The organism is Flavobacterium salmonis (assembly GCF_903819435.1).
GTDB classification, from domain to species: Bacteria; Bacteroidota; Bacteroidia; order Flavobacteriales; family Flavobacteriaceae; genus Flavobacterium; species Flavobacterium chungangense.
This window is the reverse complement of record NZ_CAIJDP010000089.1, coordinates 207,096-220,165: the sequence shown is the minus strand read 5'-3', so window position 1 is coordinate 220,165 and position 13,070 is coordinate 207,096. Positions and strand designations below refer to the sequence as shown.

General features: G+C 31.1%; 16 protein-coding genes. 5 read left to right on the top strand and 11 right to left on the bottom strand.

Features of this window, described 5'->3' with window-relative positions; genetic code table 11:
• Position 1: 1 nt before the first annotated feature.
• The 3 genes from FLACHUCJ7_RS23125 to rsfS form a co-directional block, all read right to left on the bottom strand.
• A complete protein-coding gene (locus FLACHUCJ7_RS23125; RefSeq protein ID WP_180910691.1) occupies positions 2-607 on the bottom strand; it encodes a lactate utilization protein B/C in 606 nt (201 codons plus the stop codon).
• A gap of 113 nt (positions 608-720) precedes the next feature.
• Positions 721-2,646, bottom strand: coding sequence for an ATP-dependent zinc metalloprotease FtsH (gene ftsH, locus FLACHUCJ7_RS23120; RefSeq protein WP_078229413.1), 1,926 nt, complete (start codon positions 2,644-2,646; stop codon positions 721-723).
• Between the two features lie 15 nt (positions 2,647-2,661).
• Positions 2,662-3,033: a ribosome silencing factor gene (rsfS, locus tag FLACHUCJ7_RS23115; protein ID WP_007809313.1), complete on the bottom strand. Its 372-nt coding sequence runs from the start codon at positions 3,031-3,033 to the stop codon at positions 2,662-2,664.
• Between the two features lie 91 nt (positions 3,034-3,124).
• Here rsfS and FLACHUCJ7_RS23110 point away from each other — a divergent pair, with 91 nt between their 5' ends.
• Entirely contained in the window at positions 3,125-3,853 is a 729-nt protein-coding gene (locus FLACHUCJ7_RS23110; protein ID WP_078229412.1) for a biotin--[acetyl-CoA-carboxylase] ligase, read from the top strand.
• A 110-nt stretch (positions 3,854-3,963) separates the two neighbouring features.
• Here FLACHUCJ7_RS23110 and FLACHUCJ7_RS23105 read toward each other — a convergent pair whose 3' ends face one another.
• Together FLACHUCJ7_RS23105 and pyrE are read right to left on the bottom strand one after the other, a co-directional pair.
• The gene (locus FLACHUCJ7_RS23105) at positions 3,964-4,356 is read right to left on the bottom strand and encodes a hypothetical protein (RefSeq protein WP_031457271.1); all 393 of its coding nucleotides are present in this window, start codon (positions 4,354-4,356) and stop codon (positions 3,964-3,966) included.
• 53 nt (positions 4,357-4,409) lie between these two features.
• Entirely contained in the window at positions 4,410-5,054 is a 645-nt protein-coding gene (gene pyrE, locus FLACHUCJ7_RS23100) for an orotate phosphoribosyltransferase (RefSeq protein WP_078229411.1), read from the bottom strand.
• A gap of 7 nt (positions 5,055-5,061) precedes the next feature.
• On the opposite strand from pyrE, the gene FLACHUCJ7_RS23095 reads away from it, so the two are divergent.
• On the top strand, positions 5,062-5,667 hold the full coding sequence (locus FLACHUCJ7_RS23095; protein ID WP_180910690.1) for an NUDIX hydrolase: 606 nt from the start codon (positions 5,062-5,064) through the stop codon (positions 5,665-5,667).
• A gap of 224 nt (positions 5,668-5,891) precedes the next feature.
• Here the strand turns inward: FLACHUCJ7_RS23095 and FLACHUCJ7_RS23090 are convergent, their stop codons facing one another.
• From FLACHUCJ7_RS23090 to FLACHUCJ7_RS23075, 4 genes are all read right to left on the bottom strand, one after another.
• Positions 5,892-6,347, bottom strand: coding sequence for a hypothetical protein (locus tag FLACHUCJ7_RS23090; RefSeq protein ID WP_180910689.1), 456 nt, complete (start codon positions 6,345-6,347; stop codon positions 5,892-5,894).
• Positions 6,347-7,738 carry an energy transducer TonB gene (locus FLACHUCJ7_RS23085; protein WP_180910688.1) on the bottom strand — a complete coding sequence of 464 codons (1,392 nt, stop codon included), beginning with the start codon at positions 7,736-7,738 and terminating at the stop codon, positions 6,347-6,349. The genes FLACHUCJ7_RS23090 and FLACHUCJ7_RS23085 overlap by 1 nt, the downstream gene beginning before the upstream one ends.
• Positions 7,739-7,870: 132 nt before the next feature.
• Positions 7,871-8,467, bottom strand: a complete 597-nt coding sequence (locus FLACHUCJ7_RS23080) for a hypothetical protein (RefSeq protein WP_180910687.1) — start codon at positions 8,465-8,467, stop codon at positions 7,871-7,873.
• Positions 8,468-8,479: 12 nt separating this feature from the next.
• Positions 8,480-8,824, bottom strand: coding sequence for a cyclic-phosphate processing receiver domain-containing protein (locus FLACHUCJ7_RS23075; protein WP_180910686.1), 345 nt, complete (start codon positions 8,822-8,824; stop codon positions 8,480-8,482).
• 207 nt (positions 8,825-9,031) lie between these two features.
• Here FLACHUCJ7_RS23075 and FLACHUCJ7_RS23070 point away from each other — a divergent pair, with 207 nt between their 5' ends.
• Positions 9,032-9,451 carry a helix-turn-helix domain-containing protein gene (locus FLACHUCJ7_RS23070; RefSeq protein WP_180910685.1) on the top strand — a complete coding sequence of 140 codons (420 nt, stop codon included), beginning with the start codon at positions 9,032-9,034 and terminating at the stop codon, positions 9,449-9,451.
• A 128-nt stretch (positions 9,452-9,579) separates the two neighbouring features.
• Here the strand turns inward: FLACHUCJ7_RS23070 and FLACHUCJ7_RS23065 are convergent, their stop codons facing one another.
• Positions 9,580-10,017, bottom strand: coding sequence for a hypothetical protein (locus FLACHUCJ7_RS23065; protein ID WP_180910684.1), 438 nt, complete (start codon positions 10,015-10,017; stop codon positions 9,580-9,582).
• A gap of 369 nt (positions 10,018-10,386) precedes the next feature.
• Here FLACHUCJ7_RS23065 and FLACHUCJ7_RS23060 point away from each other — a divergent pair, with 369 nt between their 5' ends.
• Positions 10,387-11,736, top strand: coding sequence for a DEAD/DEAH box helicase (locus tag FLACHUCJ7_RS23060; protein WP_180910683.1), 1,350 nt, complete (start codon positions 10,387-10,389; stop codon positions 11,734-11,736).
• Positions 11,737-11,961: 225 nt separating this feature from the next.
• A complete protein-coding gene (locus FLACHUCJ7_RS23055; RefSeq protein ID WP_031457282.1) occupies positions 11,962-12,411 on the top strand; it encodes a hypothetical protein in 450 nt (149 codons plus the stop codon).
• A 65-nt stretch (positions 12,412-12,476) separates the two neighbouring features.
• Here FLACHUCJ7_RS23055 and FLACHUCJ7_RS23050 read toward each other — a convergent pair whose 3' ends face one another.
• Entirely contained in the window at positions 12,477-12,992 is a 516-nt protein-coding gene (locus FLACHUCJ7_RS23050; protein WP_180910682.1) for a DUF421 domain-containing protein, read from the bottom strand.
• Positions 12,993-13,070 lie beyond the last annotated feature (78 nt).

The following is a 13,070-nucleotide window of genomic DNA, read 5'->3' as shown; positions in this document are numbered from 1 at the left end:
CTTAAAGATCTTCTAAGAGCAATAAGTATAAATTTTTGGCAACACTCCCGTATTGTGTAAAATCTTCCTCTTTTGCTTTTTCGAAATATTTTATTGTGGTAATATTAGTAGGATAATCTCTTTCGTATTTTCTTTTAATAGCACTTAAGCCATCGCTTTTCACGGGCAGGATTTGGCTGGTAGTTGCTATAATAACAATATTTGCCGGAAGCTCATTTGGTTTGTTTTGTCTAATTTGTTTTGATGAAAATAAAATTGAGCCTTCATCAGCAATAAGGTTTTCACAGGAAGCCAGTAAGAATTTTGGATTTTTAGGTGAAATATAAAGTAGTTTATTTTCTTCCAACAAATGAAAGAGACTTGGTTCATAACATAAAGCTTCACTTTCAAACCAGTCATTTTCTTCTAATATATTTTCAAGTTGCTCTTCAATTTCTTGTTTGTTTTCACAATATAAAAATTTCCCGCCATTTTTTTTAAAATTAAAAATGAATTGTTCATCTATTGATAAATGACTGTTTGGAGTTGGGTTGTTTCCATACTCACTCTCATTTTCTTCATCAGATGCAGCATTGGAAGAGCCAAATATTTTTTTGAAAAAACTCATTTTATATGAAATACTTTACATGTTAATTGAAAACGTTCAAAGATAAAAAAATCTTAATTCAAAAGAGGTTTTTGAATTAAGATTTTGAAAAATATTAAATATTTCGTTGAAATTTATGAAACTACTTCGCCTAAATTTTTATCAAAAGTACGTTTTCCAAAAATAGTTTCTAAGTCATCCTTAAAAATCACTTCTTTTTCAATCAATATATCTGCAAGTTGGTTTAGCTTATCTTTGTTATCCTCTAAAATTTGAATAGCTCTTTGGTATTGCCCTTCAATTAATTCTGAAATTTCAGCATCAATAATTTTTGCAGTTTCATCAGAATATGGTTTAGAGAAGTTGTATTCACTCTGTCCGGTTGAATCGTAATAAGTAACGTTACCAATTTTGTCATTCAAACCATAAATTGTTACCATAGCACGCGCCTGACGTGTAACTTTTTCTAAATCGCTTAATGCTCCGGTAGAAATTCTGTCAAAAGTTACTTTTTCAGCCGCTCTTCCTCCCATGGTAGCACACATTTCGTCTAACATTTGGTCAGTTCTAACGATTTGTCTTTCTTCAGGTAAGTACCATGCAGCTCCTAAACTTTGTCCACGAGGAACGATAGTTACTTTGATTAATGGAGCAGCGTGTTCTAACATCCAGCTAACAGTAGCGTGACCTGCTTCATGAATTGCAATTGCTCTTTTTTCTTCAGGAGTAATAATTTTATTTTTCTTTTCAAGACCGCCTATGATTCTGTCGACAGCATCTAAGAAATCTTGTCTGTCTACTGCTGCTTTGTTATTACGGGCAGCAATTAAGGCTGCTTCGTTACAAACATTTGCAATGTCAGCACCTGAGAATCCTGGAGTTTGTTTGGCTAAGAAATCTAGATCAAGACCTTCAACTTTTTTTATAGGTTTTAAGTGTACCTGAAAAATTTCAGCTCTTTCGCGGATGTCTGGTAAGTCAACAAAAATTTGTCTGTCAAAGCGACCTGCACGCATTAATGCTTTGTCTAATACGTCTGCTCTATTGGTTGCTGCCAAAACGATTACGTTAGAGTTTGTTCCAAAACCATCCATTTCTGTTAGTAATTGGTTCAATGTATTTTCTCTTTCGTCATTTCCTCCAGACATATTACTTTTTCCTCTTGCTCTACCAACAGCATCAATTTCGTCAATAAAAATGATAGCAGGAGATTTTTCCTTTGCTTGTTTGAATAAGTCACGAACACGTGAAGCACCAACTCCAACGAACATTTCCACAAAATCAGAACCTGATAATGAGAAAAATGGTACCTGAGCTTCACCAGCAACAGCTTTTGCAAGCAATGTTTTACCAGTTCCCGGAGGTCCTACAAGTAAAGCTCCTTTTGGAATCTTGCCTCCAAGATTAGTGTATTTTTCAGGGTTTTTAAGAAATTCTACAATTTCCTGAATTTCTTCTTTTGCCCCTTCTAAACCGGCAACATCTTTAAATGTTGTTTTGATGTCTGTTTTTTCGTCAAACAGTTTAGCTTTCGATTTTCCTATGTTGAAAATTTGTCCACCACCACCACTAGCTCCGCCTGACATTTTACGCATAATAAAAATCCAAACACCAATGATGATAATGATAGGAAGTAAGCTAACTAAGATGTCACTCCAGTTGCTTGCCTCTTTAAAATCATAGTCAACTAATTTTTTTTCTGATTTAGCTTTATCAAGTTTCTCCTGAAAAGATTTCAGATCACCAAATTTCGTAGTGTAGTGAGGACCTTTATTAGGTCTGTTAAACATATCTTTGGCTACTTTTTTATTTGCAGGATCTTTTAATGCCGCATCAGAAAGATAAATTTCAGCATCTTTATTATTGAAAATGATAACATTTTTAATTTGCCCTTTAGACAGCATATTATCAATATCAGACGATTTTAATTGAGCTGGTTCGCTTATATTAGAACCTCCTGTTGCAAAACTTATAAATAAAAAAACCAGAAGTATTGCGGTGTATATTAACCAGGGACTTATTTTAAATTTACTCGGATTTGGATTATTATCTTTAGCCATTAGAGAAAGTTTCTTTTAGTATTTATTTTCGATTGTAGTTATTTTGGCGTCACCCCAAAGGCTTTCGATGTTGTAATATTCGCGAATATGCTTCTGGAAAACATGTACTACGATATGTACATAATCCATAAGAACCCATTCGGCATTATCGGTTCCTTCTACATGCCAGGGTTTATCTTTTAAATCTTTAGATACTGTTTTTTGTATTGAGTTTACTATGGCATTAACCTGAGTGTTTGAACTTCCGTTGCAAATTACAAAATAGTCACAAACTGCCGTATCTATTTCCCTTAAGTCAAGAATATCGATATCATTTCCTTTTACTTCTTCAATCCCTTTGATTATGTTCGCCAACAGAACATCATTATTAATAGTCTTTTTCGCCATGAATTATTTATATGAATTTGTAAAGTTACCAAAATTTGTGATTATTTTTGAACCTTAACAAAATATTAAATTAAGTTATTAAATTATTTAGATGAAACTAATCAAACTCGATGCCATAGATTCTACGAATGACTTTCTTAAGGCATTATCAAGCCACGACGAACTGGATAATTTTACAGTGGTAACAGCTGAAAATCAGACAAAAGGAAAGGGGCAGATGGGCTCTAAATGGGAGTCGGAATCAGGTAAAAACTTAATTATGAGTGTTTTGGTAAAGGATTTTTTGTATGACAACGAACAGGTTTTTAATATAAGTATTATAGTTTCATTAGCTGTAATTAAAACGTTAAAAGAACTTGATATTCCTGATTTAAGTATAAAATGGCCTAACGACATTATGTCATACAACAAGAAAATAGGTGGCATACTTATCGAAAATACAATCAAAAGTGATGGCAGAATCGTGTCAGTAGTTGGATTAGGTTTAAATGTTAATCAGGTAAATTTTGAATTTTTACCAAACGCTTCATCCATGGCAGTTATTTCTGGAAAATCATACGATAAAGATGTTTTGCCGGAACTAATTGTTGAAAAAATCCAGCAAAAGATAGAATCCTGGCAAACAAAATCCACTGATTTTTGGAAAAAATATTACAATACGTTATTCAGAAAAGGTGTTCCGATGCCTTTTAAAAACCTTCAAAATCAAAACTTCATGGGAATTATTCAGGGAGTTTCATCTGTTGGTAAGTTACAGGTTTTACTTGAAGATGATTCGGTTTCAGAATTTGATATTAAGGAAATACAGATGCTTTATTAGAGAAAGTAATCATATAAAGCATACCCTTTTTTAGGTAGTTTTTTTATAGCAAAAGCCTGATTTACAATCAGGCTTTTTAATTTTATAATATTACAGAATAGCCTAATAATTCATAATTTAGTCATATTATTTGCTAAAGTTTCAATAAACTTACTTATAGGTCCTTTAATCATCATTGCCATCATAGCATTAAATTCTCCTTCAAAAAATAACTGAACAGCACTTTCTGAATCAGAAATACTATCAATATTTGAAACTAAAGTAAAAGGAAGTTTATCGCTTGCAGCCCCTAAAACAATTTTGTTTGGTGCCACTTTTTCTTTCATTTTAAGTTTTATCTCCGGCATTCCTTTTAGTCCAAAAATAAAAGCGTCTTCGCCAATTACTTCAAATTTAGCAATATTATCCGGCATTAATTTTTCAAAATTCTTTACATCAGACAGCAAATCAAATAATTCCTGAGCTGATTTCTGTACATTAACTTTTGGACTTTCTAAGTTCATATATTTTTATTTAAATAAAATTCTAATTATAAATCTAAATCAATAATCTAAATTTATTGTTGCCCCCAGGTTGACGGAATTTCATTCCACTCCAGCAAAGCAGATTGTTGGTCTTCGGTAATATATTGTTTTTCTACGGCTAAGTTTAATAAATTTTCATAATTACTTAGCGTATATAAGTCAATGTTTGCATTCTTGAAGTTTTCCTGGGCAACACCAAAGCCGTAGGTAAAAATTGCTGCCATGCCTTTAATATTAGCACCTTCATTGCGTAAAGCCTCTACAGCCATAAGACTGCTGTTTCCTGTGCTGATTAAATCTTCAACAACAACAACATTCTGACCTTTTTGTAAAAATCCTTCAACCTGATTTTGTCTTCCGTGTTTTTTGGGTTCCGGGCGTACATATACAAACGGTAATCCAAGGCTTTCGGCAACAAGAATTCCAATTCCAATAGCTCCGGTTGCAACTCCGGCAATAACATCTGGCTTACCAAATTGTTTCTCTATATTCTTTGCAAATTCATCGCGAACATAATTTCGGATGATAGGAAATGAAAGAATTAACCTATTATCGCAATAAATAGGTGATTTCCATCCTGAAGCCCATGTAAAAGGATTTTCTGGATTCAATTTAATTGCATTTATTTGCAAAAGCAATTCTGCTGTTTTTTCGGCGGTATCTTTATTAAAAATCATAGTACAAATGTATAAAGTTTTTGTGAACGACAAACCACTTTTTTTGACAAATGAAATCTCAAGAGAGACTAATTTTCAATTATTCTTGTTAGAAAGTATTGATATCGAGCAGCTTATTGTGAAAATATTTCAAAATAAAATTCAGAAAGCTTATTTGTATCATCCTGATGAAAAGGAAATAATGAAAACTTTGAAAGCTAAAATACCGGTTAATAAAGCTGGTGGTGGATTAGTCTATAATAAAAAAGGAGAAGTTTTATTTATTTTTAGAAACGGGAAATGGGATTTGCCAAAGGGCGGAACTGAAAAAGGAGAGGAAATTGAAGATACTGCCATGCGCGAAGTTGAAGAAGAGACAGGTGTTGGTAAACTCAGAATTACAAATAAACTCCAAAAAACTTATCATGTCTTTAAACGTAACGGAAAATACAAACTAAAAATAACGCATTGGTTCGAAATGCACACTGATTTTGAGGGGACTCCACAAGGACAGCTTGAAGAAGGTATCGAAAAAGTAGCCTGGCTAAATCCAGAGCAAATCAAAGAAGCACTTGCCAACTCCTACGAAAACATCAAATTGTTGTTTGAAGAGGAAAAAGTGAAGTATCAATAAAGTTGTTGGAAATCCAAGTATTTAAAATTCCAACTCGATTTCTAAGTTGGAATTTGGAATTTTTTATTTAATATTGAAATTTATTACCCTACGTAGCCCAGCAATTCCAGCTAAAAATTGCTTTCCAATTATTTGATTGACTGTCGCGTTCGTAAACGTAAATGCATTGATCTGAACACATTAAACCACAGAAAAACTGCTGTGTAACAAGAGTATATTTTTTGTCAAGTGAAAAAAGCGGCATCGAAAAAGAATACGAATAGTTTGATCCCATTTTTTTTGCCTTTTTTACTGTGTTCGACGATTTTCTTTTGTTCCGCCGAATCTGTTATGTTGAATTTTTTAAAATCGTTTTTCTGCCAGACCGAATCTTTTTGGTTTAAATATTGTTTTTCAATAAACTTTAAATCTTCAGATTTAAAGTAATTTCGAAGCGCTTTATATCTTAAAATCCCGCTTATAAATGAACCTATTTCTACTGCAAAATTCTGTTCTCCATAAATATCATAATCGGTCCATAAAATAATTTTACGATCAATTTTTTTGATTTCTTTTCCAGGAACCTCTAAGTTTTCCAGAAAATGAACAATTTCTTTATTAGTTGGGATATTTTCATTGGTTTGCGAAAAACAACAAATCGAAAATAAAACGGCAAAATAGTTAAAAACACTTTTCATCATTAATTAATACTATTTAGTTTTTCTATTTCACTCTTTATAACTTGAAGACTTATTTGTTGAAAAGCAAGATTCTTTTCGCCCATCGAAGATGTTGTTGTTTCTTTGGTTGCAATAAAAGGTTTTCCGTCAAAATATTTAATCGCAATTATGGTAATTTTTTTTTCGAGTGGAATGTTTTTGAAAGTAACCACATTATCTGTTGTGTTCTTAGTAATTATTGATTTAATATCATGAAAGACAATGCTAACGGTTGTATCGCTATTGTTATCAAATTTAATAGCAAAGTTTGTTGCTGAATTTTCGCTTAGATTTAAGAATCGGTCGCAATTGATCATTCCCATTTTAACACTGCTAAACAAATAATAATCGATTTTCAATGTTTTTTCTTCTAGTATTGTTTTTTCAGTATAATTAGTTGTTCTAAACTCATTAGTAAAAGAAGTTAATTTTCGTGATGGAACATCTTCTTCATCTACACCTGTAAAAGTAATAGGCAAATGATAAGTTGTATTGACAGGAATACCATTTACTTTGCCGGGAATAAATTTTGGAATTTTTTTAAATGCGTCTACAGCAGCAGTATTAATATCTATTGTAAGACCTTTAGTAATTTTTACATTGGTTATATTTCCTTCTTTATCAACGATAAATGAAGTATAAACCTTTCCAGAAACGCTTTCTTCAGGCTGTCTAATATAATTGCCCAAGAGCTTATAAAATTTGTTAATTCCGCCAGGAAAAAAAGGAGGTTCGTCAACCTTGGTATAAATCTGATTTAAATTAATTGAATTTTGAGCAACTTCCCAATTAATCTGATTGTTTTTCCAGCTTCCAGAAAAAAGCTGCATGCCTTCTTTTTCTTTTTTTCTTGGAAACCCAATTTCGATCGCTTTGCCAGATTTTAACTCACATTTTTCATTGTTAGAAAAAGCATTAATTTCCAGCATACCAGCCGTTTCTAGCAATTTTCCGTTAGAGGCCGTCGAAAGTCTTCCTAGTAAAATATCCGAAATACTATAATATTCTTTAACCGAAATTTTGATTTTTCCCGTAACGGCATTTTTAGAATTTGAGATTATAAAACTGTTGGCACGAATCGTAATTTTAGTTTTTTGAACACAGATAATTGTTGTGTCTTTTGTGTTGTTAATCGTAAAGAATTGTGGTTTTTTATCATTTTTTAAATAAAAATCAGCCAGTAGTTTTTTGTCTGCTTCTAAATTTTCGGTTGAAATAACAACTTTTGAAGAATCGTTTTTCGTACTCTCGGTTGTAACCGTATCTGTAATTGTTTTTTGAGATTCTACAGCGGGCTTATTTTCTTTATTATCATTTTTACAAGCAATAAAAATCAAAATAAAAGCAAGAGAAAGCAGTCGTTTTGGCGTCATTTGAGGTTTTGGTTTTGGATGAGCGATGTTTCAAATATAAATTATTTCTTATCATTTTTGAAATTTAAATTCCAAAAATGAAATGCCTAAAAAAATAACCTTAGAACCTAAGTATCTTAGCATCTTAGAACCTTAAATCTTATTCAGCTCCGCTACATTAATCCATCCTTTTGAAGTCTTTTTTCCAAAATATGTACAAAAAGCTTTTCCGTTTTCCATTTTATCAATGCAGACCGCATCGCCTTTTACAAGATATATTTTTGACGGATTTTGGTCTGATTTATTCTTATAAAAATAAGCTTTTACTTTATCTACATATCGAATCTGTATCCAATTGGATTTCTTTTCTAAATCAAACTTCGGATTCTCTACAAAATGCATTACGTTCCAACAACCGCCATGTTCTTCCGGCAGTTTTATTTTGATGGTTTTGTTGTTTACAATTTCAACTGTTCCTAAAATCAAATCTTCTTTTTTGTCTTCGGGATAATAGGTTTTAACGTTGAATTTATTTCCTGTTACTTTTCCTTCAATATAAAAAATACAAGAGAATTGAGAATTCTGTGTTTGTTCATCCCAGCCTGTATAACTTTCAAAATAACCTGTCAGCAGGTTTTTAGAGGCGTCATACGAAAGTTTTAAACCCATTTCGTATTCGCCAGAAATTACTTTTTGTCCGAAGAATAAGTTTGATGATGTTAATAAGAGAATTAAAAAAAGATTTTTCATGCTGTTTTTTTACTAAGATTTATGATTCTTCAAATGTTTAATATAATTATCGAGTAGACTTTGTATTTGCTGACTTGCCACAGGATTTGCAGAATGTACGTAAAAGGTTAAATCTCTTAAGTTTATCCCGGAATCGTAAACCAGCCATTTCGCACAAGCATAACCATCTTCGGCAATGAGATCGTTTTCATCAAGTCCTAAATCATTATCAAAACTTATAAATTCGGGAAGCCCTTTTTCGAGAATTACTTTTTTAAAATCATGAAAATTTCTAACGATTACAAAATCGTCATCTGTCAGATCTTTGTAAACCATTTTGACATCTCGTAAATCGTCTAGAAAAAGTTTGTAAGACATAGTTTTGCGGTTTAAGAAGACTCAAATATAAAAATACAAATCAATATTTTTCATGCTGATTATTTTATATCTCAAAAATCGTACTTTTGTCAGAGAAGCAATAAGTAAAATAGAGAATAAACGAATCTAATTATTTTGCTTATATTGTATTTATAAAAATTGTTTTTACAGATTGCTTTTTATTACTCTTACACTTATCTTTGAATTATGAGCACACTAACAAAACCAAATCACATAGGACGAAAAATAAGCCGAATTCGTGAACTTAGAGACATGAAGCAAGAAGCTTTGGCGCAAGCTTTAGGAACAAACCAACAAGCTATATCTGCTTTGGAAAATAGTGAAACTATAGATGATGAAAAACTTAAAGCTGTTGCAAAAGCTTTGGGAGTAAGTGTTGAAGCTTTGAAAAATTTTTCAGACGAAGCTGCAATTAATTTTTTTAATAATTTCTATGATAATAGTGGAAGTCATGGCACTAATTTCGGAACAAATAATACATGTAATTTTAATCCACTCGATAAGTTAGTTGAAGCTTATGAAGAAAATAAAAAATTGTACGAACGTTTAGTTCAGGCTGAAAAAGATAAAGTTGAGTTTTTGGAGAAAATATTGAAGGATAAATAGTTTTTTATTCTTGTTTATAATGGAAAAGCCTAATTGAATGTAATGTTTTATTAGGCTTTTTTGTTTGGTTTTAGGAAGTGTAAAAAATCTCATTCCCGTATTTTAGCTAATTCATTGTTTATAATTTCTTAATCTTTGTATATTGTATCTTTATTGTTATCTAATATGTATAATATTTTGTAAGTACTATCAGCCTCAAAAGAATATTCGGCTAAAATTTTAGCTCCAAATTTATTATTTGCTCTAAATGAAAATATTCCATTGTATTTATTTTTATTTAAAGATTGTAGAAATTTGCTTTTTGATTTTAAAAGAGAAACCATTTTTTGGGATTTTGAATCTTTTTGGCTGTTAAGAGTTTGAATGTCTTTTAAAATTGTTTTGGTTTCTTCTCTATTTGTCATGTATTCTAAAGAATCTAAATAGAAATAATTAAAATTATAACTGTTGGGGTCATTTAGTTGTGCCTTTATTTTGTTTTCAATTTCGTTTTGTAAATTTTCTTGTTTGCTTTTTTTACAAGAAATAGTTAAAAACAAAACTCCTAAGAATAATATTTTTTTCATAATCATTATAATTTTTTATTTTTTCAAAATTAAAAACTCCCTGACATTTCTTTTATGTAAAACCGTAAAGAGAAATTAGTGCTTATTATGAGTTCATTTGAGTTGTGTTAAAGCACCCGATAAACAGCATACTGATATGAGTTTTTTCATAAATATACAGAATGTTTATAAATCTAATCCAATTGTACTTCCGGATTTTCAGCAAAATAGTATTAGTTTTTAGCTTCTAATTCTTATTTTAGATCTAGGTCCCGCAGTATCTTCAAAAATATAAGCTGAATAATGTGCATTAAGGTTAAAATCATCAGCATTTAAACCTGAAACATCAAACAAGAAAAACCTGAAACAAATTTTCCCTACTTTTGCAAAATGAATAAAAAACACCATTCCAACAACATACTTTCGAATTTAGGAATTCAGAGCCTAAACGAAATGCAGGAAATGGCACAAGATGCTATTTTAAACGAAAACAATGTTTTATTGCTTTCTCCAACCGGTTCCGGGAAGACATTGGCTTTCTTGCTTCCTGTTTTAGAACTATTACAGCCTGAAATTTTATCAGTACAGTGTCTGATTTTGGTGCCGTCCCGAGAGCTTGGATTACAGATTGAACAAGTTTGGAAAAAGATGGGGACGCAATACAAAGTTAATATTTGCTATGGCGGACATTCAATCGATACTGAAATTAAAAATTTAAGTAATCCGCCGGCGGTTTTGATTGGAACTCCCGGAAGAATTGCAGATCATATTGACAGGCAAACTTTTAGGACAGATAAAATTCAGACTTTAATTTTAGATGAATTTGATAAGTCACTTCAATTGGGATTTCATGAGCAAATGTCATATATAATTGGAAAACTTACGAAACTGAACAAACGTGTTTTAGTTTCCGCTACTTCAGATATTGAGATTCCAAAGTATACAAGAGTAGTTGATCCCACCGTTTTGGATTTCATTCCGGAAGAAGAAGAAAAAGCGAATCTTTCGATAAAGATGGTAGTTTCGCCTATAAAAGATAAACTGGAAAGCTTATTCAAGCTGATTTGCTCCTTAAAATCGGAGTCTGCTATTATATTTTGCAATCATCGTGATGCGGCAGAACGTATCAGTGATACTTTAAACGAAAAAGGAATTTATTCGGTTTATTATCACGGCGGAATGGATCAGGATGAGCGTGAGCGTGCTCTCATTCAGTTTAGAAACGGAAGCATGAGTTACTTAATTACAACTGATCTGGCAGCCCGTGGTTTAGATATTCCGGAGATGAAACATGTAATTCATTATCATTTGCCATTAAAAGAAGATGAGTTTACGCATCGAAATGGTCGTACAGCGCGTATGCAGGCTTCTGGAACAGCATATATTATTGTACATGAAAGTGAAAAACAATTAGATTACATTGACTATGAAATGGAAATTCTAAGAGTTGAAGATGAAATCAATTTGCCAAAACCTCCACAATTTCAAACCATTTACATTAGTGGCGGAAAAAAAACGAAATTGAATAAAATTGACATTGTAGGATTCTTTTCTCAAAAAGGTAAACTCGAGAAAGACGATTTGGGTTTGATTGAAGTGAAAGATTTTATTTCGTTTGCAGCAGTAAAATACAATAAAGTGAAAGACTTGCTTAAAAATGTAAAAGAGGAGAAGATGAAAGGGAAGAAATTTAAGATTGAAGTTGCCAGAAAAGTAGTAAAAAAAGAGGAGGAAAGATGATTTTATGAGAATTTTTTAGACCTTGATTAAAAAAAATGTCGAATAAAAGAATTTTATTTTTTATGTAATTTGTTGATTATTAAATATTTGTGATTTTTTTGTTTTTGATTTAAATAGATTTGCATAAAATTCACAATTTAATGTTAACCAATGCTTAGATTTAGAAGTAATTTTTCATAATTTCGGCGATTATTAATAGTAGTAAAAATTAACCCCAAATTCATTATGAAAAAGATTATTACCCTTGCCATTTTATTCTTTAGTTTTGTTTCAGTTGCACAGATCAAAGTTCTTGAAACTGTACCGGTTGAAAAATTAGGAAAAGTAAATAACAATTATATTCAAAAAATTGGAGATGAATACACTGTTTACTATACTAGTATTGTGAGTGATGATGATGATTCTTCAAGCTTAAGAAAATTCTCTTTCAAAAACGTTAATAACGATTATACAAGTCTTTACAATATTATTATGAATGGTTTTAATGCTACTCCATTGTATGATATTAAATTAGAGTTGCCTAATAATTACATTTGGTTGCATTATACAGGAAGTACTCTTCCGGAAAAATCTACTGTTCAGTTTATGGTTTCAAGCAAAGATGCTTCTTCAGGTTCAAGTAATGTTTCTGAGCCTTTAGTGAAAGATCAGATCAATAAATTATTTCAAAAATAATTTATTAAAAATATAGAACAAAAACGGCTATTCAGAAATTGAATAGCCGTTTTTGTATTTAGAGCTTATTTTCTAAAATTCTTATGATTATGTTTTCGCTTGTAATGAGTTTGTTTTAAGAGCTTTTTGTCTTCAGAAATAACACTTATCGTACCATCCATTTCTAACATACAAAGTTTTACATCTGTAAAATGCTCCAAACCATGTTCTCGCATAGCTTCTTTCAACTCGTTGTTAGAAATATCTAATTTGCTTAAAGTTTTGAAATCTAACTTTCCATCATGAATTAAGACTTCTGGTTTGTCTAAAAGTAAATCATTAAGAATTTTGTATTTGTGTGTCAGTTTTTTGATTATAAAATTAATTACAAATAAAACCAAAGCAGCAATCAAACCTCCCCAGAGACTTGTATCCAGACCAACCATTGCATTTTGAACCGAATTGCTAATTAGTAAAATCAGGATAATGTCGGCGGTATTTAGCTGAGAAAGTTCTTTTTTACCGAATATTCGCAAAGCAATTGTCATAAAAAAATAGACGGCTGCACTTCTTAAAATGATATCTAAATAAGGGAAAAGCATATTTTTTATTTTAAAGTTTAAAAAAAGCTCCATCAATATTTTGATGAAGCTTTAAATATAAGGTATTAATTAAAATTA